This window comes from Flagellimonas aurea (genome assembly GCF_017313785.1).
In the GTDB taxonomy this organism is placed as follows: Bacteria; Bacteroidota; Bacteroidia; order Flavobacteriales; family Flavobacteriaceae; genus Flagellimonas; species Flagellimonas aurea.
Genome location: NZ_JAFLNL010000001.1, coordinates 676,069 through 696,958, shown reverse-complemented (window position 1 = coordinate 696,958; position 20,890 = coordinate 676,069). Strand labels below are relative to the sequence as shown.

The window sequence follows — 20,890 nt, the reverse complement described above, 5'->3', positions numbered from 1 at the left end:
CCAAAGGTAACCAAAATAGGTTACTGGCACTTTAAAGATTCTACCTGGCAAATGGTGAAAGGGAGTTAATTCAACTCCCTTACCCAAATATTTCTAAAGCTCACCCTACTGTTGTCCCCATGATCCTGAAGCCTAAGCGGCCCCTTTCCATGTGGTGGGTTTTTGGGCCAACCAATGTAAGGGGTAGTTCCTTTGATCTCTACATGATCTTGTACCAAAACACCATTATGTATCACCGTAAGGGTTCCGGATTTTACTTTTTGACCTTTTTCAAACTCGGGTGCGTGGTAAATAATATCGTAGGTATTCCATTCCCCAGTGGGCACGGAAGCCATAGCCAGGGGTGTATGCTGTTTATAAATGGAGGCAACTTGCCCATTTACATAGGTATCGTTATCATTATTGTCCAACACCTGGACCTCGTAGAGCCCGTTCAGAAAGATTCCACTATTTCCTCTATTCTGACCATCCCGCTGTACTTCGGCAGGTGATTTCCATTCAATATGTAACTGAATGCTCCCAAAATTCTGCTTGGTCACAATATCGCCCGTTTTATCCTTCACGGTCATACTGCCATCCTTGTTCAAAACCCATTTGGCATCAGTGCTGTCCGCAGCACTCATCCACTTATCCAAAGAAGTCCCGTCAAACAAGACAATGGCATCGCTTGGCGGTGCACCATTCTCACCAGGGGTCACTTTTGGCGGAACAGGTTTATACAATTCGGTCGCTTCGGGTTTTGTGGGTTCCACTTCCTGAGCATTGATATAGAAACCTGTCATCATGGCAACTACACCCAAAGTATATCTCAATCTTTTCATGCTACAACTCTTTAATCTTGATATTTCTGAATGCTACTACATTCCCATGGTCCTGCAGTCCGATTTTACCTGTTTTAAAGGCGGCAAAATCTTCCCAGTCCGTAAATTTGGAGTTGGCTATCAATTCATCCCACTCTGGACCTTCCACCGGGAATTCAACAATCTTGGTGCCGTTTTGAATCACATGACCCTGGTTGGTCTTATGATTGATCATCAATTCCACTGAGTTCCATTCGCCTGCCGGCTTTACCACCTTTTCGGATGGTGGAACAATGTCGTACAAAGATCCCGCCAAACGATCTTCGCCATTTTTTGCATCAGGATGTCTTTCATCATCCAAAACTTGAATTTCCGGCCCGGTAACGTACGGCTGGCCATATTCCTCACCTTCCTTTACTCCCCAAAAGAATCCACTGTTGCCCCCTTCGGCAATCTTCCAATCCAGGGTCAGTACAAAATCGGTAAACTCCTCATCGGTAACCAAGTTGTAGTTGGCACCTTCGGGGCGTTCCTCTGGCGGATAGAGCACCATGGCCCCATCTTCCAGTTTCCAAGGTTCGGTAACCTCGCCCCCATTGTACATGTGCCAGCCATCAAAGTTGGTCCCATCAAATAGGGTAATCCATTCAGATTCTTTTTCTTCAACAATTTCCGTCATTTCTTCTTGAACCTCTTCTTTGTTTTCCTTTGGTTTGTCCTTACAGGCAAATACTGCTGCAAGAGCTATAAACAACAATGGTTTTTTCATAATCCTAATATGTTTTTAAGTTTTTGTTCATCGATATCCGCTCCAGCGAAATCATCAAATGTTTTTGTGGTTGCTTCTATAATATGGTCTTGAATAAATTTAGCGCCTTCGCGAGCTCCCTGCTCCGGACTTTTGATACAGCATTCCCATTCCATTACGGCCCATACATCGCATCCGTACTGGGTCAGTTTGGAGAAGATTGTCTTAAAATCTATTTGTCCATCCCCCAAAGAACGGTATCTGCCTGCCCTATCGCCCCAATCATTGTAACCGCCAAAGGCTCCTTTTTTCCCAGTTGGATTAAATTCGGAATCCTTCACGTGGAAAGATTTTATAAACTCATGATAGTGGTCAATGTAGGTAATATAATCCAACTGCTGAAGTACGAAGTGACTCGGGTCGTACAAAATATTCACTCTTTTGTGGTTGCCGGTAGCTTCCAAAAAGCGTTCAAAAGTATCACCATCATGCAGGTCTTCTCCTGGGTGGATTTCATAACATACATCCACGCCTTCTTCATCAAAATGATTAAGGATGGGCATCCACCTATTGGCCAGCTCTTCAAAACCCATCTCTACCAATCCAGCCGGTCTTTGCGGCCATGGGTGAGCGGTGTGCCAAAGCAAGGAACCTGAAAATGTGGCATGGGCCTTAAGTCCAAGTCTTCGGCTTGCCGTAGCAGCTTTTTTAACGGTCTCTATCGCCCATTTTGTGCGCTCTTTTGGCTTTCCGTGCAATGCTTCGGGAGCGAAGTTATCGAACATGATATCATAGGCAGGATGCACCGCTACCAATTGCCCTTGCAAATGAGTGGAGAGCTCGGTAATCTCCAAACCATAAGAATTTACTTTTCCTTTGAGCTCATCACAGTAATCTTGGCTTTCGGCCGCTTTGTCCAAATCTATCAGGAAGGATTCCCACGTTGGTATCTGAATCCCTTTGTAGCCTAAATCTGAGGCCCATTTGCACATACCGTCCAAAGTATTGAACGGAGGTTGATTGTCCACAAATTGCGCTAGGAATACGGCCGGTCCTTTAATTGTCTTCATTTAGTTAAAATTTAAGGAATTAGGAAATCCCAAATTAATTGGGATTTATCTTTTATATTTAAGAAAAAAACTATGCTATTTTTAGGTCTCATGTAGAAAAACATAAATATAGGGATTAGCTAACAATTAAAACAACATTAAAGTGATTGAAAACAAAGTTTATGATGCCATTGTTGTAGGAACGGGCATAAGTGGCGGTTGGGCCGCAAAGGAATTATGCGAAAACGGACTCAACGTATTGGTGTTGGAACGAGGGCCCATGGTAAAGCACATCGAAGATTATAAAACCATGAACGATGATTCGTGGGATTATAACTTTAAAGGGGAGCTTTCCCGTGAGGACAAAGAAAAATATCATAAACAACTTAGGGTCGGGTGGGCGCCCAAAGAAGACGTAAAACACTTTTTTGTGAACGATTTGGAACACCCTTACCAAGAGACCAAACGTTTTGATTGGATTCGGGGCTACCAAGTCGGGGGAAGGTCCCTTACCTGGGGCAGACAGAGCTACAGGTGGAGCGACATAGATTTTGAAGCAAACGAGAAGGAGGGTATTGCCGTGGATTGGCCGGTGCGTTATAAAGACATTGCTCCTTGGTATGATAAAGTTGAGTCCTACATAGGCGTTAGCGGACAGGCTTTGGGTCTCAAACAACTGCCCGATGGAATTTTTCAGCCCCCCATGGAACTTAATTGTGTTGAAAAGGAGCTCCAGGAGTCGCTGAGCAAAGAGTTTGATGATGGTCGCCTACTCACTATTGGGCGCGCCGCCCATATTACAGAAAACACAACTGACTTTAAAGGTCGAGGACCCTGCCAATACCGAAGTCGTTGTTGGAGAGGATGCCCTTTTGGCGGTTATTTCAGTAGTAACTCATCAACATTGCCCGCTGCGGAAAGAACCGGAAACTTGACCTTGAGACCAAATTCCATTGTACATGAAGTGGTATATGATGAAAACAGGAACAGGGCGACCGGCGTTAAAATCATAGATGCGGAAACGCATGAAAAATTGGAATTCAATAGTAAGATTGTCTTTCTTTGTGCCTCTTCCATGGCATCGGTGGGTATTCTACTACAATCTAAATCCAACAGGTTTCCCAATGGAATGGGGAACGAGCATGACCAGCTAGGGAGAAACATCATGGACCATCACTACCAATTGGGCGCATCTGCCAAGGTCGATGGACATTTGGATAAATACTACAAGGGCAGAAGACCCAACGGGGTCTATATCCCGAGGTTTGTTAATTTGGACGAGAAAACCAAACGCCCCGATTTCCTTCGGGGTTTTGGGTATCAAGGTGGCGCCAACAGGGGCGATTGGTCGGAAATGGTAGCGGAAATGGGATATGGCAAGGCACTTAAGGAGGCTATATTACAACCTGGAGGCTGGGAAATTGGATTAAGCGGCTTTGGAGAAATGCTACCCTACCATGACAATCGGGTAACATTGAGCAAGGACAAAAAAGATCAATGGGGACTGCCCCAACTGGATTTTGATGTTGAATTCAAGGAGAACGAATATAAGATACGGGAGGCCATCAAAGAGGAGGGCGTGGCAATGTTGAAAGCGGCGGGCTTTAAGAACATTTCCACGTACGACAGGGAAACTGGTCCCGGTCTGGGCATTCACGAAATGGGAGGTGCCCGCATGGGCCACGACCCAAAAACCTCCGTGCTGAACAAACATAACCAATTGCATGCAGTACCCAATGTTTATGTTACCGATGGTGCCTTTATGACCTCATCCAGTTGCGTAAACCCGTCTTTGACCTATATGGCATTTACGGCAAGGGCCGCCAACCATGCCGCAGAACAGTTCAAACAAAATAAATTTGCTTAAAACCTACTTATGGAAAATGCTTCAGCCCGAAATCTTTGGGGCGATTTTTTGGATGCCCATTTGGAGTTTGCTTCCGAGGACGCACCAAAGGTGATTCATTTTTGTGATAATGAAAAAGATGCCAATTTGTGTGCTGATTTAATCTGCAAAGAAACCAAAAGGGCAACAACACATTCCCTAAAAGGGATACAGCTCCGCAATGAAGCTTTGCCCAAAATCGGAGATTTTTATGTGGTAACGGATTGGGGCGGCAATGCCAGATGTATTATTCGGACCACCGCGGTTAAGCTTCTTCCCTACTTCAGCATCAGGGAAGAGCATGCCCGTTTGGAGGGTGAAGGCGATAAAAGCCTCGACCATTGGAAAAAAGTCCATTGGGAGTATTACACCCGGGAACTATCTGAATTAGGAACCAAACCTACCGAAAGTATGATTGTGGTGTTTGAGCAGTTTGAGATGTTGTACAAAAAATAATGGCTGCCAATTGGCAGCCATTATCTATGTTTTTTGAATGGGTCGGGATTTAATCCATATCCACCCAAATGTTTCCTTGTTTATGGGATGCTACCGTGTTCTCTATAAAATTTAGACCACGTACACCGTCCATCATTGTAGGGAATTCACCATCATTGTATTCTTCACCACGAATGGCTCTTGCAACACCTAGGTAGATATTGGCCATAGAGTCAAAAATACCTTCTGGGTGTCCTGGAGGCAACTTGGTTCCGTCCAAAGACAGTTTGGAATTGTATTCATGTCCCGGTTTGTAGACCTGCAACGGTTCGGGGTCGTTCAATTTGTATAGATAATTAGGGTTTTCCTGTTCCCATTTCAAACCTCCTTTTTGGCCATAAATGGCAATGGTCAGATTATTTTCTTCTCCTGTGGCCACTTGACTTGCCCTGATTACCCCTTTTACGTTTTTGTCCATACGGATAAGGGCGGTACCATCCATGTCCATCACATTGTCATCGTACATGTAGTTGAAGTCGCAAAGCAAGGATTGCACCTTAAGACCAGTGGTATATTCTATCATGTTAAAGGCATGTACGCCGATATCTCCCATACAAGAACTGATTCCAGCTTTTTTGGGGTCGAGTCTCCACACGGTTCCACGCTTTTCCTTATCGTGGATGATGGGATTCATCCAACCTTGGTAGTATTGTGCATCAACTTTGTGCACTTTCCCAATAACACCATCTTTGATCATCTCGCGCATTTGACGCACCATCGGATAACCTGTATACGTATGTGTTACGGCAAATACCTTTTTGACTTCTTTAAGGGTCTCTTGAAGGATTTTGGCCTCTTCGTATGTCGTGGTCATCGGCTTTTCACAGATGACATGGAAACCATTGTCCAAAAGTTTTTTTGCCATTGGAAAGTGCAAGAAGTTAGGCGTAAGAATGGAGCAAACTTGAATACGTTCGTCTTCTGGAAGCTTCATTTCTTCTTCTATCAATGTATCAAAATCTTTATAGATACGATTGGTTGGAATATCAATTTCCTTGGCAAAGGCTATACTTTCACTATGGTCTGGGTTAAACACAGCACCAACAATCTCGTAATTATCATTAATGAAGGCTGCCACCCTGTGCAGCACACCAATAAGCGAATCCCCTCCTCCTCCGAGAATTCCAAGTCTAATCTTTTTAGGCATTTTTATTGTTTTATTTTCTAATTATACTACTTCTTCTGTATGGCCCTGCGGCACTCTTCTTTCTTCCAATTTCTTACGGAATACGAACAATATGGAAAACAGAATCAACACTGCCAACGGAAAAAACATCATTTTCCCCAAGGTTGCCTTTCCCGCTGCCAATTCCGCCACCTCATCTGCAAGTCCAGATGAAACTGCCGTTTCTTTTGCAGTGTCCAACCACCCACCAATCACTGGTTGCCAAATGGCCGTGGAGAACATTCCCGCACCCCCTACCAAGGACATCCCCAATGCCCCTGTTTTCGGAAGATATTCCGAGGTAAACCCTATCATGGTAGGCCAAAAATAACAAACTCCCAACGCAAAAAGAACGGCTGCCAAATAAATCATTGAACCTTCGGCAACACTCATGCTATACACTGCTGCAGTCGTTATCAATGCGGACATCACTAAAACCCCAATGGGATTGAGCCTATGTACAATGGGCCCGGCAAAATATCTTCCTATTGCCATAATGCCCGTGACCATGGCCAAGACCAGCATTGGACTAGCCCCGGAATTACCCAAAATTCGTTCCACCCATTGTTGAGGGCCAAATTCTGAAATTGCGGTAAGGGTCATACATACCATTATAAAAATGAACAAAGGGTCGGCAAGACCTTTGATGTTCTTGGTGGTATCCGTTTCGATATGTTCGCTTTCTGGAAACTGTTGCTTAAAGAACATATATCCGTAAATAAGTGTAGGGATCAACATTACCGCAATCTGCAATTGCCATCCCATTCCGAAATCTGTCATGAACTTGGAAATAAGTGATCCAATCACGATACCGCCCGGAAACCATACATGGAACCTGTTCAACATGGCCGTACGGTTTTTAGTGAACATATCGGCAATCATAGGATTACAGGCCGCCTCTACAGAACCATTTGCAAAACCTATAAAGAATGTGGATATGATCAGGGTCCAAAAACCTCCTGCCATCATCGTCATGACCAAGCCAATAAGGTGGCATACAAATGCCGTTACCATGAGTTTGCGAGCTCCAATTTTATTGTAGAGCAACCCACCAAAGATCATGGCAATCGGGAACCCGAAGAAACCCATACTGTTTATCCAGCCCAACTGTTGGTTGGAAAGCATAAATTCCTCTCCTAGCTGGGTCAATATACCCGCCCTGATGGCAAAGGTCATGGATGTAACCACCAGTGATATACAGGCCGCTACAAATAGCTGATTCTTGTTTACGTTTTTCATGTTTGTTTCGGTTAATTGTGGTTTAATCTATAAATCTTATGTCTCTTCTTGTTTTTATCATATTGAATCAAAGGATGTCCGAGCATGTGCATTCTCGGTTGCCTACGATTTATATTCGACTTTCTCGTTCTTGAATATTAGTGCAAATAGGATAAATACGACTGCTGCGAACGCTGCTGGATAAATCCAGATACTCTCCCAAGCATGGGCACCATCTTCCATGGTAAGTGAATCTGTAATTTGTCCTGCAATCCAGAAACCTATGAGCATTCCCACTCCATAAGTGGCCAATGTAATCAACCCTTGAGCGGCACTCTTGTACTTTTCCCCTGCTTTGGTATCCGTGTAAATCTGTCCGGATACAAAGAAAAAATCATAACAAATTCCGTGCAGTGCAATTCCAAGAATCAGCATAAACGACAATTCATCCGCATTACCATAGGCAAAAAGCAGGTAACGAACCGTCCAGGCCAACATACCAACCAATATGGTCTTCTTAAATCCAAATCTGGTAAAAAAGAAAGGTAGTGCGAGGATAAAAAGTGCTTCGGAAATTTGGCCTATGGCCATTTTACCGGTTGGATTTGGCAACCCTATTTCTGCCAAGAACGGATTGGCGTTTTGATAATAGAAAGCCAATGGGATACAAATCAATACCGATGAGATAAAGAACACCAAAAAATTTTTGTTCTTCAAGAGTTTCAATGCTTCAAGTCCCAACACATCAGAAATGGTCACTTTTTCGCCTTTGTCCACCTTTGGTGGTGTTTTGGGAAGTGTAAAACTGAAAAGCCCCAAAATTGCCGAAGCGATTCCTGCCATCAAAAATGTATTTTTAAGCATTCCCGCTTCCAAGGCTTCGGGAGAGTCCCAAACAAAAAGATAGCTGATGACCAATCCCGCAACAATCCATCCAATGGTTCCAAACACACGGATGTTCGAAAACTCCTTTGCCGGGTCTTTCATTTGGTTAAAGGAAATGGAATTCACCAAAGCCAATGTTGGCATATACAAAATCATGTATCCCAACACATAGGGGTAGAAAGCAACAAAATCCTCTGACTGATACATCTGGTACATTAAAAAAGCACCAATAAGGTGCAGTACTCCTAAAATTCGTTCGGCATTAAAATATCTGTCGGCAATCAGTCCTATAATGAACGGGGCTATGATAGCGCCCCAAGATTGTGTGGAAAAAGCCATTGATGACTGCCCTGCAGTTGCTTCTAGATTATTCCCTAGGAATGTTCCCAAGGTAACAAACCAACCTCCCCAGATAAAAAACTCGAGGAACATCATAAAGGATAGTTGGAATTTGGTCTTAATATTCATTGTTGGTATTCAAAAATTAGTAATTATCGTTTGTAATGCACATAGTCCAAAGGCTCGGGCACTATCCCCGCATTTCTCAACTCCATCATAATTTGCCCTCTATGGTGCGTGGAATGATTGATGATATGAAAAAGGATGTCCTCCAGTTTATTTGAAAAATTCTTTCCTGTACTGTTGGTATATTCCACTCGTTTATCAAAAGTATCCGTGCTGGATACAATTTCAAAGGAAGTTCGTTGATTTTCGTAATGAATGTCTTCCCATGTATCTACCTCATGCAGGTCCCAGACTCCAAATTCAGTTGGGGATTCCAGTATCCTTTGGTTCCAAATATGATGGGCATTGAGTATATGACTAAAAAGTCTAATGCAGTTGTCCGGAACCTGGCCCGGACCACTGCATTGTTCAATTATTTTTTTGTTACAATAAAAATTGTAATCGAAGAGCTGTTGTAAAAATCCCTTCATCTACCCATTTATATTTAGTAGTACTATTCCAGTACTTTTTCCAAAAGTTTCTTGGTTGCCAATATTCCCTCTTCTTCGCTAAGTTCAGAACCTTCGTACTCCACTCCCACATAACCTTCGTATCCAGCCTCGATAACAATATCCATGAGTCTTTCAAAATCAATGACGGTTTCATTACCGTTCTCATCAAAATTGTAGGACTTCGCGCTAACACCTTTGGCATAGGGCATCAATTCTTTTACCCCTTTATATTTGTCGTACTCTTCCAAACATTCTGATGAATAGTAGTCGCCTGCTTCTCTTTTGATGCAGAAGTTTCCAAAATCTGGAAGCGTACCGCAATTGTCCATGCCCACCTTTTCCATAACTTCGGCCAGCATTTGGGCATTGGAAGATGGCCCTCCGTGGTTCTCTACAATAATATTGATGTTCTTGTCCTTTGCATAAGTGGCCAATTGGGTAAGTCCTGCAACGGAGGCAGGCATCCAAACTTCGGGTTCCATGCTTCCGTTAAGGTTAACCCGGATGGAGTGGCAACCCAAAGCTGCCGCTGCATCCACCCATTTATAATGGTTTTCCACGGCTTTTGTTCTTTCTGCTTCATCTGGAACAGCGATGTCTCCTTGGCCGTCCACCATGATCAAAAGGTTTTTTAAGCCATATTTTTCACTTTCTGCCTTACTTTTTTCCACCCATTTGGCCATGGCCTCTTCGGAAAAATTGGCAGCTTGCAATTCTTTATAGTATAGTGCACTCACATATTCCAAGCCCTCAAAACCCCATTCACTTGCTTTGGCGGCAAAAGTATAAGGGTCAACTCCCTCTTCAAAGATCATTTTGTGTATGGACCATTGTGCCAAAGAAAGCTTAATGTCCGGTTTGGGTTGCTCTTCTGCTACTGCCTCCGTAGCGGATTCCTCTGCTGTTTCCTTCTTTGAATTCTCTTTACAGGAATAAAATCCTAAAAAAGCCACGGCAATAAGTGTGACAATACTTTTCTGTGCTAAACTACTTCTGTTCATATTTTTACGTTAGTTAATTTCGTGCGGAATCCAAAAACTACAACGTTATAGTGCTGAATTCTCAATAAACATAGGGATTAAATGTAGAAAATTAATTTAATAATTAATACATTTAGCAAATAAACAATCCGAATAAATGAGTAAATTTTATTACAATCAGGAGCAGGAATCCTATGATGCCATAGTGGTAGGTACGGGTATCAGCGGTGGTTGGGCTGCAAAAGAGTTGTGCGAAAACGGTCTCAAGACTTTGGTCTTGGAGCGTGGCCCCATGGTAAAACACCGTGAAGATTACCCTACGGCCAATATGGACGATTGGGATTTTAAGCATGCGGGCAGAGCAACCCGAGAAGACGTTAAGCAACAAGAGAAACAATCCAGAACCGGTTACACCACCGGTGCAGCTTCAAAGCATTGGTTTGTAAACGACTTGGACCATCCTTACAACGAGACCAAACGTTTCGATTGGATGAGAGGTTACCACGTAGGTGGACGTTCTATTATGTGGGGACGACACAGCTACAGGTGGAGCGACATTGATTTTACTGCAAACAAAAACGAAGGAATCGCCGTTGATTGGCCAGTACGTTATAAGGATATAGCTCCTTGGTACGATAAAGTTGAAAGTTATATCGGTGTATCCGGTGAAAATTTAGGCCTGCCTCAACTTCCCGACGGACAGTTTGAACCCATGATGGAACTCAACTGCGTAGAGGACCATGTAAGGGGCAAGGTTGCCGAACACTTTGGTGGCCGTGTGATCACCGCAGGTAGGGTAGCCCACATTAACAGTGACAAGCAATTTGATGGTGACGGCCGTGTTCGTTGTCAATTTAGGAACCGTTGTATCAGAGGATGTCCTTTCGGAGCATATTTTAGCAGTGTTTCTTCTACATTGCCAGCCGCCGAAGCTACTGGAAATATGACTCTTAGGCCTGATTCCATTGTACACGAGGTCATTTACGACCCTAACACCAAAAAAGCCACAGGAGTAAAAGTCATCGACAGGGAAACCAAAGAAGAGTTTGAGTTCAAGGCAAAAGTTATCTTCCTTTGTGCCTCAGCCATAGCATCTACTTCTATTTTGATGCAATCCAAATCAGATAGGTTCCCTAATGGTTTAGGAAACGACTCCGGAGAATTGGGCCATAATGTTATGGACCACCATTTCTTGGTTGGTGCATCAGGTAAATTTGATGGTTACGAAGACAAATACTACAAGGGTAGAAAACCAAACGGAATCTACATCCCAAGATTTAGAAACCTTGGCGGTGATTCCGATATGAAAAACTTTAAACGTGGTTATGGTTACCAAGGAGGTGCCGGCAGGGGAAATTATGAAGAATTGATTGCGGAAGCTTCGTTCGGTAAAGATTATAAGGATGCTATTCTTACCCCAGGAGGCTGGACAATGAACATGCTCGCGTTCGGTGAAACTTTGCCTTACCATGACAATAAAATGACCTTGGATTACGACAAGAAAGACAAATGGGGACTTCCCACGGTTACTTTTGATGCGGAAATTCGTGAGAATGAGCTGAACATGAGAAAAGACATGCAAGACCAAGCGGTTCAAATGCTTGAAAAAGCAGGTGCAAAAGACATTACCCCTTACGATGCGCCATATGCCTTAGGACTTGGTATACACGAAATGGGTACCGCAAGAATGGGCCGAGATCCAAAGACTTCCGTTGTAAATGGCAACAACCAAGTGCACGGATGTGAGAACGTATATGTTACCGATGGCGCCTTTATGGCATCTGCAAGTTGTGTAAACCCATCGTTGACGTATATGGCATTTACAGCAAGGGCCGCCAACCATGCAGCCCAAGAACTTAAAAAAGGAAATATATAATGGAAAGAAGATCAGCACTTAAAAATATGGGATTGGCCTTCGGTTATGCCGTGGCCACACCAACTTTGTTATCGCTACTGCAGAGCTGTAAGGACAAACCAGCGTATGCTGAATGGGTGCCCAGCTTTCTGAGCAAGGAACAAGGGTATGCCTTGGCGCAAACAGTAGACGTGATTCTTCCCAAAACAGACACGCCTTCTGCCACCGAGGTAAACGTGCATACGTTTATAGATGCCTACTTGGACGAAGTAATGCCATTGGACCAAAGAGAATTTGTGGTCATGAAAATGAACAAGTTCTACGACAAGGTCTTGGCAGATTCCGGTAAAGAATCCTTAATGGATATAGAAGCCATGGATATAGAGCCTGTATTACAAGCTTATCTTAGAAAGCGTTCGGACGAAGAGGAAGAAGCACATTCCGAAGCCATCATGAACTATATGCAGGCCATTATGCAAGGAGGTGAGGCTAGTCTGGACGAAGATATTGCACGATTCTCTTTTGCAAACGACCTAAGAGACCTGGCCACCTGGGCCTACAAATCTTCTGAGTATGTAGGTGAAGAGGTATTAGCTTATTTGCCAATTCCTGGTGAATACATCGGTTGTGGTGACCTTGAAACCTTGACAGGTGGAAAAGCTTGGTCAATCTAAGGCTTGGATAACATCCATGAAATTAAAAAACCTCCAAATTATTGGAGGTTTTTTTATGTCGGTTTCTAAAAAAATACCCCGGATGTTCTGTTGTGGGGTGAACATTTCCGAGGTATTAAATCAATAAACACTATCACCTGTGCCATTCTAGGCACAAAATAACTGTATACACAATACAGGAATATCTGTTGTATCGGCACAGCAATTTGTTGAAGATTTCCTAAAACGGTTTTAGGATACTACGCTTTTCAGCGTGTGGAATCTACCTAATTTAGTTCTTGGGTCAACGCCGACAAAGATTTAAAAATACCTTGAGTTTTTAAAGATTCAACGCTAAAAACACCCGTAAAGTTTTTAACATAAAATGTTGAAATCTAGGCACTGGCTTAATTTGTAAGCAATACTTTACAAAATCTGTAAAAACAAAAAGACCAAGTGACATATCAGTATGCTTACTTGGTCTTGCTTCTATGATGAACCGGTTAAACAGTCAAATATTACCAAAGAGTACGGCCTCTTCAATCGAGCCTTACTAAATCTTTTTTTGTCCTAGGTAGTTCCCCCGAAACCTAAAACCAAATCCAGATTATGGCCAAACAGAAGTTAATTGTGCAAGCGGTTTATACAATCAAAAGATTGGTTGCCGTGGCCGTACAATTATTTGGTAATACAAAATTTTTAAGAGCTATCGTGTTACAAGATTATTTCCTTGCAACAACCTTATCCCAATCGCTGCCCAATTGAGCGTTGTTCTTTTCTGATACTGCGGCGAAAAACAGGGCCACTATCAAAATCAAAAACAATATTGCACATTTTTTCATTTTCTGGCTATTTCAAAATTGTCCTCTCATTTTTGACATGCCGAATATAGACAACTAAATTTCACACATATAATGCGTATGTATAAACTGTTCTGTTTTATGTATAATTGGTTTTTGGGTATGGGAAACTAGCTTTAGCTTTCCTGTAAACTATAGTCCCAAACAGAAAAAACAAGTGATTTTTCACCTGATTCCCCTTTTTATACCAGTTATACGTGCTAAATATCCATTAACACATTATTTTATTGCCATGTAGAGAATAATTCTAAATTTGGTATAACCTATATTAGATTATGCTAGAAGCAGTAATAGTTGATGACGAGATAAAAGCCCTTCAAAGCCTAAGCTGGGAACTTACCAACTTGAGCGATGAAGTGGATATTATTGCATCTTTTACAGATGCCAGGGAAGCTTTGGACTATTTGGAAAAGAACACTCCCGATTGTCTATTTTTGGATATTGAAATGCCAGCAATGGACGGGTTCCAGTTTATAAAAAACTTGAAAAACAAGGATTTTCCGGTAGTCATTACTACAGCCTATAACCAATATGCCCTGCAGGCCTTGAAAAATGAGGCCATCGACTATCTCCTAAAGCCCATAGACTCGGATGATCTGGAGGAAACCATAGCCAAAATAAAAAAGTTCAACGCTAAAAATTTGACCGTTGAACGCTTGGAAAGAATTCTTCTTAACTTTAATTCGGAATCGCAGAGCAAAAAAATAACCATCAATACGGACGGTAAATTGGTCTTTTTGAACAGCGATGAAATCCTGTATGCAGAATCGGATGGTAATTACAGTACTATTTTTTTAAAGGACGGACAAAAAATCCTTCTCACGAAAAAATTGAAGGAAGTCAATGCTTTGTTGCCAGAAAGCAGCTTTTTTAGAATACACAACTCTTATATAATCAATCTCAACAAAATAAAAGAATTCCTCAAAACCGACGGCTATGTGGTTCTGGAATCCAATCATAAAATCCCTGTTTCCCGGCAAAAAAAATCCGACTTTTTGGATATGCTATAATCTCAAAATGTTCCCGTGCCTATAGTAAAGTTCCTCCTTATCAAAAACCTGCATCGAGCGCGAACCGGGTCTCTGGTCACCTTTTTGCTGTTCTCCTTTTTATATACTTTACACGCTCAAGATCTCTCTGACGAGTTTATTGACAAAACGGAAATACTGGTAAAACTTAAACCCAAGACCTACGAGGCACTGGATGAAGAGCTATCTTCCGAAAAACGGGACACCTCCTTATTAAGATACTTTGCCAACTTTAGCAAAAAAAACGACTATTTAGAAGGACAATCCTATGCCTTGAACCAATTGGGCATGAAGTATCGGAACTTTTCCCAATATGAACAGGCCGTTGCATTGCACGAACAAGCCTTGGCCGCCTCTGAAAAAGCGAACAACATTGATTTTAAAGTACTCAGTTTAAATATGCTAGGTGTGGTCTATAGACGTACCGATGGGATAAAGACCGCATTGGATTATCACCAAAAGGCGCTTGAACTGGCAGAACAAATCGAGAACCCATCCAACCATATCAAAAGAAGTATAAATGTTGCCCTGAATGGTATTGGAAACCTTTACCAAACTTTGGAGCAGTACGATTTGGCCATATTACAGTTTAGAAGGGCATTGAAACTGGAAGAGGAACTGGGCAACAAATTGGGGTTGGCCATAAACCATCAAAATATTGGGCATTGCCTAGAAGAAAAGGGCGATTTGGAGGAGGCTTTGGAAAATTACAGGAAATCCTTGGCCTATAACGAGGAAATCGATTCGGAAGTAGGCCGTGTTATATGCAAGAACAGTCTGGCCCAAATCTATTTAAAACAGAACATGCCCTATTTGGCGTTGGTACTTTTAGAGCCCCTACATTCAGAATCCGAAAAAATAGGCGATTTCTCCGTAACGGGCCTGGTGTATATCAATACGGGATGGGCACATACCAAATTGGGCAACTATGAGGAAGCCGAGACCTTTATACAAAAAGGTCTTACAATGGCACAAAACCGAAATATGCCCAGCAATATTTTGTACGCGTACGAAAAGATGTCCGATCTAGAAAACGCCAAAGGTGATTTTAAAAAAGCCTACGAGTTCTATAAAAAGGCCAGTGAACACGAAAAGGAGATTTCCAGCGCTACCAACCTAAGGTACATGAACGATATTATCGTTAGGTACGAAAATGACAAAAAGAACAGCCAGATCGCGGTTTTAGCGAAAGAAAACGAAATCGTTCGGCTAAGGCTTAAAAAAAATCAGACAACTCTTCTGGTAAGTGCATTGATCGTTGGGCTTATTTCATCCATACTCTACATTCTTTACCGACAATACCAGAGTAAGAACGAGAAGAGGGTACTCACTTTGGAGCAACAAATGCTGCGCAGCCAAATGAACCCCCATTTCTTGTTCAACTCCTTGAACTCGATCAAGCTTTATATTATAAACAACGAACAAAAAAATGCCGTTCATTATCTGAACAAGTTCTCCAAACTTGTCCGAAAAATTCTAGAAGCATCTTCCCAAAAGGAAATCCCGCTATCCGAAGAACTGGGAACCATGGAGCTATACATGAATATCGAAAATATCCGGTTCTCCAACGAAATAGATTTTAAAATCGAAGTAGAAAAGAACATCAATATAGATAATATCAAAATTCCATCTTTGACACTTCAGCCTTTTTTGGAAAACTCCCTTTGGCATGGCCTATCTCCCAAAGAAGGAGAAAAGAAAATTCAAATTAACGTGAAGCACAAGGACCGAGGACACGTTACGATAGAAATTGTGGACAATGGTGTCGGCCGAACCATGGCCGAGGTAAACAAAGAAAACCGTGTGCTAAAAAGGAAATCCTTGGGTATTCGCATTACCAAGGAACGATTGGCCAATTTTGCCAAGGACTATCAAAACAAATTTGATGTGGATATCTTGGACCTGTTCGATGAGAACGGCGACCCCATTGGAACCAAAGTGGTCTTGGACATCCCTACGATCTAGTCTTTTCCGCAGCCACTTCCTCTAATTCCTTGTACCAAGCCTTTCCGAACTTTTTGATCAAAGCGTCCTTTACAAACTTGTAAATCGGCACTTTCAATTCCTTGCCCAACGAGCAGGCCGGGTCACAGATTTCCCATTTATGGTAGTTGACCGCGGTAAATTCCGAATACTCCCTTGTACGAACCGGGTACAAATAGCACGAAATAGGTTTTTTCCATTTGGTGGCACCGGCCTCATAAGCAGCTTCCAGTCCACATTTAGCAATGCCATCATTGGAAAAAACCACATAAGCGCATTCATTGTTGTTCACCAAAGGGGTTTCCCATTCGCCATCCTCTCCTTTTACAAAAACCCCATGCTCTTCAATGGCAGCAATACCTTCCGGGCGCAAAAAGGGCTTCACCTCATCATAAATATTGAGTAGCTTGTCGGTCTCGGAATCCTCCAACGGCGCACCATACTCGCCACCCACACAACAAGCCCCTTTGCATGCATTCAGGTTGCAAACAAAATCATTTTCCAGTATCTCTTCGGATACTATGGTCTTTCCTATCTGGAACATAATCTGCCCTTACTTTTTGGGCAAAGGTAAATCAAAACCAAAAAATTGATGATTTATAAACACTTTATATGATCCAAAAGTATTTTTTACCCGTAAATTTGCCGTCCAAAAAAAAAGACGCCATGAATTTCAATTTTAAGGAAATAGCGACCGCTGGAATGGTATTGTTTGCCGTAATCGATATTTTAGGAAGTATCCCTATTATTTTATCGCTCAGAAGCAAGGTGGGTCATGTACAATCGGAAAAGGCCTCCATCGTGGCCATTTCGATCATGATTGCTTTTCTTTTCGTTGGAGAAAGTATTCTCTCCCTAATTGGTATCGATGTAAACTCCTTTGCTGTCGCAGGGGCCTTTATTATCTTTTTTCTTGCCATTGAAATGATCTTGGGAATCTCGATTTATAAAGACGATGAACCGGAAACTGCTTCCATTGTGCCCATTGCCTTCCCGTTGATCGCGGGTGCGGGGACGCTTACTTCCATTTTGTCCTTGCGGGCGGAATACCATGTGGAGAACATTATAGTGGCCATTATTATAAACGTTATCTTTGTGTACATCGTGCTTAAATCCAGTGCCCGGATTGAACGTATATTGGGAAAAAACGGACTGAACATTATCCGCAAAGTATTTGGAGTGATTCTTATGGCTATTGCCGTAAAGCTTTTTGTGACCAATGTAAACGGGCTACTATCGCACGGTGCTTAAAACATTGATATGAACAGGACATTTGCTTTAATTTTGATACTACTGGCGTTGGGTCTTATCGCCTACAACGTGACTTTGGTAGATTTTGAAAATCCAATACAAGGTGACAGTACGATTGCCCTAATAGGAATCGTAGCTTCTTTATGTGCCATTGTATTGATGTTGATTTTTATGACTTCCAAAAAGATTGACAAAAAACTGAAGAAGTAAGTTAAGGCTTGATGTCTATTGCCCCTAGTTGGGATTCATCAATCTTGGCCTTGTCCAAAGCCTTTACCTTTTTGAGCATTGGGTCGAACTCTCCTTTTATTTGGGCCGACAGGTTTGGCGAAAACAATTGTTCCGCGATATTGGCCTTTATGAATGCCTTGATCTTGTCCTCATAGGCGTAAAAATCCAGCTTAATCTTACGGTCCAGCACAAATTGGATAAAGTTATCAAAAAGGATGTCGTCCACTTGGAATTCGTCCAAAAATTGGTTTTGTTCATAGCTATCGTACATGGTTCTGTCCTCTTCTAAATGCTCGAACACAAAACGTGCGAAAAACTGATAGGTATCGTCCATGCTCTCGATGGCCTCCTCCTGATTGTTCCCGATCGGAACAAAAACATCGGGGATGATTCCTCCACCTCCATAAACTACTTTGCCTTTGGGTGTAACAAACTTTAATGAGTCCGCCACCTTGATACTGTCCGCCGACTGAAGTTCGCCACTTGCATAGCGCTCCATAAACCTTTGGTAATAGTCATGGTTCCCGTCTTTATAGGATTTTTGGATGGATCGCCCCGTTGGGGTATAATAGCGTGAAACGGTCAAACGAACGGCAGACCCGTCGCCCAAATCCATTTCTCGCTGTACCAATCCTTTTCCGAACGAACGGCGTCCCACAATGGTGCCTATATCGTTGTCCTGTAAAGCTCCTGCAATAATCTCACTGGCAGATGCCGAGCGTTCGTTGATAAGAACGTATACCTCCCTATCTTCAAAATCACCTTTCTTGGTAGCGTAAGCTTTTTTGACTCTTCCCTTTTTGTTTTTTGTAAAGAGAATAAGCTTATCGTCCCCCAAAAACTCGTCCGCCAATTTTTCGGCTATGCCCAAATAGCCCCCAGGGTTGTCCCTAAGGTCCAAGGTCAGTTTTTCAGCACCCCTTAGTTTCAATTTGCGCAAAGCATCTTTGAACTCATCAAACGTGGATTCGGCAAAACGGTTTATTTTAATATAGCCCATATCCTTGGTCAGCATATAATAGGCCTCCACACTTCTGATGGGAACCCGATCACGGACCACGGACATATTGATCATCTTGTTTTCCGTTTTTCTATAAACTTTCAGATTGACCTTGGTACCTATTTTGCCCTTTAGGGTCGAGACCACATCATCGTTAACTATTCTTTTACCGTACAGTGTATCGGTGTCGGCCATAAGAATACGATCACCGGGTTTTATACCGCTGATGTAACTGGGGCCGTTCTTGATGGTTCTTATCACGGTAATAGTGTCCCGGTACATATAAAAGCTAACTCCTATTCCCGCAAAATCGCCCTTCATGCTTTCGGCGACATCCTTCATTTCATCCTTTGGAATATATACAGAATGAGGATCCAACTTGCCCAAAATATTATTGACCGTTACATCTACGATACTATCGGTATCTACATCATCCACATACTCGTAGTCAATATAATCGATAAGCCGGTTGAGCTTGTCCTTTTTTGAATTGGTGGAGAAGAGCTTCTCCGGGGAATCGTTAAAATGAAGCTTGCCACCTATAAATATGCCTATGGCAACTGCCAAAGCAAGTAGGGTGGGCCAAATATATCCTTTAATCTTTTTCATATAGCAATATGGTCTTAAACCATTTCTTCCAGAACTGGCAAATGAACAATCTCCACACCTGCCCTTTCCAGAAATTTTATTCCAGAGTCGTCTTTATATGCACTCTGGTATACCACACGTTTTATGCCAGCTTGGTGCACTAGCTTGCTGCACTCCCTGCATGGGGACAATGTGATATATAATGTGGCACCCTCGCAAGACTGCGTTGAAGAGGCGACTTTGAGAATTGCATTGGCCTCAGCGTGAAGGACATACCATTTGGTGTACCCTTCCTCATCTTCACAATAATTTTCAAATCCTGTTGGGGTACCATTGTACCCATCGGAAATGATCATCCTGTCCTTAACTATAATAGCTCCGACCTGCCTTCTTTTACAATACGATAATTTCCCCCATTCTTGGGCCATCCTCAAATAGGCTTTATCGTACTTTTCTTGTTTGCTCGCCTTCATAAATCAAAAAAACGCTGATAATTAAATAAATATACCTGCTTTGATAGACCCTCACAACCTTCTTCAATAAATTTTAACTAAGGGCCTACATGGGGAACGTAGCTATAAGCAAGGGTATTGTAATGGCTATGATCAAAATTGAAGCGACCGCAATATAAATAGGCCGTTTTACCTTCAACAGGCCCAAAACAACATAGGCAATGGCCAATACAACCAGTATGATGGTCACTTGCGATAACTCTATGCCGGTCGCAAAACCCAATAGGGGGGTAATCTTGTCCTCTTCTTCGGCCATCAACATCTTAAAATAGTTGGAAAATCCAAAACCGTGTATCAAACCAAAAAAAGCTGTGGACAAAATATGCAGAAAAAGACCAATATCCAGGGATTCCTTGAACACATATGCAAAGTTGAACAAGGCTGTAAGCAAAATGGTGACCGGTATCAAAAACTCAATAAGACCAGCATCTGCCGCGGCCACTTCATACACGGACAATGCCAACGATGTGCAATGGGCAATAGTGAAAATAGTGGCCAAGACCAGTACCTTTTTCCAACTTTTAAAAGTGAACGGAACTGCAAGGGCCGACAAGAATAAGATATGATCGTAGGCTCCAAAATCCAAAACATGGGTAAGTCCCAATTCTATGTAGAACAGAAATTCTTGCATGAAGTTTTGTTTTCAAATTTACCAATAAAAAACATTTCCTCCTCTAAAAGCCGATAAACACCCTTGAATTTATTTTAAATTAATCCAAATAATGATTCTGTTTTAGGGACCAGCCAT

At 42.4% G+C, this 20,890-nt stretch carries 20 protein-coding genes; 8 read left to right on the top strand and 12 right to left on the bottom strand.

Translation table 11 applies throughout. From position 1 onward, the window contains the following. Window positions 1-65: 65 nt before the first annotated feature. The 3 genes from J0656_RS03095 to J0656_RS03085 are packed head-to-tail and all read right to left on the bottom strand — an operon-like array spanning window position 66 to window position 2,618. Window positions 66-785, bottom strand: a complete 720-nt coding sequence (locus J0656_RS03095) for a 3-keto-disaccharide hydrolase (protein ID WP_375587862.1) — start codon at window positions 783-785, stop codon at window positions 66-68. 37 nt (window positions 786-822) lie between these two features. After that, a complete protein-coding gene (locus J0656_RS03090; protein ID WP_207031429.1) occupies window positions 823-1,569 on the bottom strand; it encodes a 3-keto-disaccharide hydrolase in 747 nt (248 codons plus the stop codon). Then, window positions 1,566-2,618, bottom strand: coding sequence for a sugar phosphate isomerase/epimerase family protein (locus J0656_RS03085; protein ID WP_207031427.1), 1,053 nt, complete (start codon window positions 2,616-2,618; stop codon window positions 1,566-1,568). Before J0656_RS03085 ends, J0656_RS03090 begins: the two co-directional genes overlap by 4 nt. 142 nt (window positions 2,619-2,760) lie before the next feature. On the opposite strand from J0656_RS03085, the gene J0656_RS03080 reads away from it, so the two are divergent. Both J0656_RS03080 and J0656_RS03075 read left to right on the top strand, forming a co-directional pair. Then, complete coding sequence (locus tag J0656_RS03080; RefSeq protein ID WP_207031425.1) at window positions 2,761-4,464, top strand: GMC oxidoreductase; 1,704 nt, start codon at window positions 2,761-2,763, stop codon at window positions 4,462-4,464. 9 nt (window positions 4,465-4,473) lie between these two features. Next, entirely contained in the window at window positions 4,474-4,938 is a 465-nt protein-coding gene (locus J0656_RS03075; RefSeq protein ID WP_207031424.1) for an ASCH domain-containing protein, read from the top strand. Between the two features lie 49 nt (window positions 4,939-4,987). On the opposite strand, the gene J0656_RS03070 is transcribed toward J0656_RS03075, so the two are convergent. From J0656_RS03070 to J0656_RS03050, 5 genes are all read right to left on the bottom strand, one after another. Further along, window positions 4,988-6,124, bottom strand: a complete 1,137-nt coding sequence (locus tag J0656_RS03070; protein WP_207031423.1) for a Gfo/Idh/MocA family protein — start codon at window positions 6,122-6,124, stop codon at window positions 4,988-4,990. A gap of 21 nt (window positions 6,125-6,145) precedes the next feature. Next, complete coding sequence (locus J0656_RS03065; RefSeq protein WP_207031422.1) at window positions 6,146-7,381, bottom strand: MFS transporter; 1,236 nt, start codon at window positions 7,379-7,381, stop codon at window positions 6,146-6,148. Window positions 7,382-7,483: 102 nt separating this feature from the next. Beyond that, window positions 7,484-8,713 carry a nucleoside permease gene (locus J0656_RS03060; RefSeq protein WP_207031421.1) on the bottom strand — a complete coding sequence of 410 codons (1,230 nt, stop codon included), beginning with the start codon at window positions 8,711-8,713 and terminating at the stop codon, window positions 7,484-7,486. Window positions 8,714-8,736: 23 nt separating this feature from the next. Next, on the bottom strand, window positions 8,737-9,180 hold the full coding sequence (locus J0656_RS03055) for a DinB family protein (RefSeq protein ID WP_207031420.1): 444 nt from the start codon (window positions 9,178-9,180) through the stop codon (window positions 8,737-8,739). Between the two features lie 23 nt (window positions 9,181-9,203). Next, on the bottom strand, window positions 9,204-10,202 hold the full coding sequence (locus tag J0656_RS03050) for a sugar phosphate isomerase/epimerase family protein (RefSeq protein ID WP_207031419.1): 999 nt from the start codon (window positions 10,200-10,202) through the stop codon (window positions 9,204-9,206). Window positions 10,203-10,338: 136 nt separating this feature from the next. Between J0656_RS03050 and J0656_RS03045 the strand changes: the two genes are divergently transcribed. From J0656_RS03045 to J0656_RS03030, 4 genes are all read left to right on the top strand, one after another. Further along, the gene (locus J0656_RS03045) at window positions 10,339-12,057 is read left to right on the top strand and encodes a GMC oxidoreductase (protein WP_207031418.1); all 1,719 of its coding nucleotides are present in this window, start codon (window positions 10,339-10,341) and stop codon (window positions 12,055-12,057) included. Continuing rightward, the gene (locus J0656_RS03040; protein ID WP_207031416.1) at window positions 12,057-12,710 is read left to right on the top strand and encodes a gluconate 2-dehydrogenase subunit 3 family protein; all 654 of its coding nucleotides are present in this window, start codon (window positions 12,057-12,059) and stop codon (window positions 12,708-12,710) included. Before J0656_RS03045 ends, J0656_RS03040 begins: the two co-directional genes overlap by 1 nt. Before the next feature lie 1,114 nt (window positions 12,711-13,824). Continuing rightward, complete coding sequence (locus J0656_RS03035) at window positions 13,825-14,559, top strand: LytR/AlgR family response regulator transcription factor (RefSeq protein WP_108245468.1); 735 nt, start codon at window positions 13,825-13,827, stop codon at window positions 14,557-14,559. A gap of 15 nt (window positions 14,560-14,574) precedes the next feature. Continuing rightward, window positions 14,575-16,542, top strand: a complete 1,968-nt coding sequence (locus J0656_RS03030) for a tetratricopeptide repeat-containing sensor histidine kinase (protein ID WP_207031414.1) — start codon at window positions 14,575-14,577, stop codon at window positions 16,540-16,542. Here the strand turns inward: J0656_RS03030 and J0656_RS03025 are convergent. Further along, window positions 16,532-17,104 carry a DUF3109 family protein gene (locus J0656_RS03025; RefSeq protein ID WP_207031412.1) on the bottom strand — a complete coding sequence of 191 codons (573 nt, stop codon included), beginning with the start codon at window positions 17,102-17,104 and terminating at the stop codon, window positions 16,532-16,534. The two genes, J0656_RS03030 and J0656_RS03025, sit on opposite strands and share 11 nt — an antisense overlap. Window positions 17,105-17,226: 122 nt before the next feature. Here J0656_RS03025 and J0656_RS03020 point away from each other — a divergent pair, with 122 nt between their 5' ends. Continuing rightward, window positions 17,227-17,811: a MarC family protein gene (locus J0656_RS03020; protein WP_207031410.1), complete on the top strand. Its 585-nt coding sequence runs from the start codon at window positions 17,227-17,229 to the stop codon at window positions 17,809-17,811. 9 nt (window positions 17,812-17,820) lie between these two features. Further along, on the top strand, window positions 17,821-18,021 hold the full coding sequence (locus tag J0656_RS03015; protein ID WP_207031408.1) for a hypothetical protein: 201 nt from the start codon (window positions 17,821-17,823) through the stop codon (window positions 18,019-18,021). A gap of 1 nt (window position 18,022) precedes the next feature. On the opposite strand, the gene J0656_RS03010 is transcribed toward J0656_RS03015, so the two are convergent. The 3 genes from J0656_RS03010 to J0656_RS03000 form a co-directional block, all read right to left on the bottom strand. Further along, window positions 18,023-19,651, bottom strand: a complete 1,629-nt coding sequence (locus J0656_RS03010; RefSeq protein WP_207031407.1) for a S41 family peptidase — start codon at window positions 19,649-19,651, stop codon at window positions 18,023-18,025. A 14-nt stretch (window positions 19,652-19,665) separates the two neighbouring features. Next, on the bottom strand, window positions 19,666-20,103 hold the full coding sequence (locus tag J0656_RS03005) for a deoxycytidylate deaminase (RefSeq protein WP_207031406.1): 438 nt from the start codon (window positions 20,101-20,103) through the stop codon (window positions 19,666-19,668). Window positions 20,104-20,188: 85 nt separating this feature from the next. Beyond that, entirely contained in the window at window positions 20,189-20,773 is a 585-nt protein-coding gene (locus tag J0656_RS03000) for a HupE/UreJ family protein (protein ID WP_207031405.1), read from the bottom strand. Window positions 20,774-20,890 lie beyond the last annotated feature (117 nt).

What these genes read in the sequence shown, in the direction of transcription:
- J0656_RS03060 (WP_207031421.1), bottom strand. Translation starts at nt 8,713, where the DNA reads ATGAATATTAAGACCAAATTCCAACTATCCTTTATGATGTTCCTCGAG.
- J0656_RS03035 (WP_108245468.1), top strand. Translation starts at nt 13,825, where the DNA reads ATGCTAGAAGCAGTAATAGTTGATGACGAGATAAAAGCCCTTCAAAGC.
- J0656_RS03090 (WP_207031429.1), bottom strand. Translation starts at nt 1,569, where the DNA reads ATGAAAAAACCATTGTTGTTTATAGCTCTTGCAGCAGTATTTGCCTGT.
- J0656_RS03015 (WP_207031408.1), top strand. Translation starts at nt 17,821, where the DNA reads ATGAACAGGACATTTGCTTTAATTTTGATACTACTGGCGTTGGGTCTT.
- J0656_RS03055 (WP_207031420.1), bottom strand. Translation starts at nt 9,180, where the DNA reads ATGAAGGGATTTTTACAACAGCTCTTCGATTACAATTTTTATTGTAAC.
- J0656_RS03065 (WP_207031422.1), bottom strand. Translation starts at nt 7,381, where the DNA reads ATGAAAAACGTAAACAAGAATCAGCTATTTGTAGCGGCCTGTATATCA.
- J0656_RS03095 (WP_375587862.1), bottom strand. Translation starts at nt 785, where the DNA reads ATGATGACAGGTTTCTATATCAATGCTCAGGAAGTGGAACCCACAAAA.
- J0656_RS03010 (WP_207031407.1), bottom strand. Translation starts at nt 19,651, where the DNA reads ATGAAAAAGATTAAAGGATATATTTGGCCCACCCTACTTGCTTTGGCA.
- J0656_RS03050 (WP_207031419.1), bottom strand. Translation starts at nt 10,202, where the DNA reads ATGAACAGAAGTAGTTTAGCACAGAAAAGTATTGTCACACTTATTGCC.
- J0656_RS03005 (WP_207031406.1), bottom strand. Translation starts at nt 20,103, where the DNA reads ATGAAGGCGAGCAAACAAGAAAAGTACGATAAAGCCTATTTGAGGATG.
- J0656_RS03040 (WP_207031416.1), top strand. Translation starts at nt 12,057, where the DNA reads ATGGAAAGAAGATCAGCACTTAAAAATATGGGATTGGCCTTCGGTTAT.
- J0656_RS03045 (WP_207031418.1), top strand. Translation starts at nt 10,339, where the DNA reads ATGAGTAAATTTTATTACAATCAGGAGCAGGAATCCTATGATGCCATA.
- J0656_RS03085 (WP_207031427.1), bottom strand. Translation starts at nt 2,618, where the DNA reads ATGAAGACAATTAAAGGACCGGCCGTATTCCTAGCGCAATTTGTGGAC.
- J0656_RS03020 (WP_207031410.1), top strand. Translation starts at nt 17,227, where the DNA reads ATGAATTTCAATTTTAAGGAAATAGCGACCGCTGGAATGGTATTGTTT.
- J0656_RS03000 (WP_207031405.1), bottom strand. Translation starts at nt 20,773, where the DNA reads ATGCAAGAATTTCTGTTCTACATAGAATTGGGACTTACCCATGTTTTG.
- J0656_RS03075 (WP_207031424.1), top strand. Translation starts at nt 4,474, where the DNA reads ATGGAAAATGCTTCAGCCCGAAATCTTTGGGGCGATTTTTTGGATGCC.
- J0656_RS03070 (WP_207031423.1), bottom strand. Translation starts at nt 6,124, where the DNA reads ATGCCTAAAAAGATTAGACTTGGAATTCTCGGAGGAGGAGGGGATTCG.
- J0656_RS03025 (WP_207031412.1), bottom strand. Translation starts at nt 17,104, where the DNA reads ATGTTCCAGATAGGAAAGACCATAGTATCCGAAGAGATACTGGAAAAT.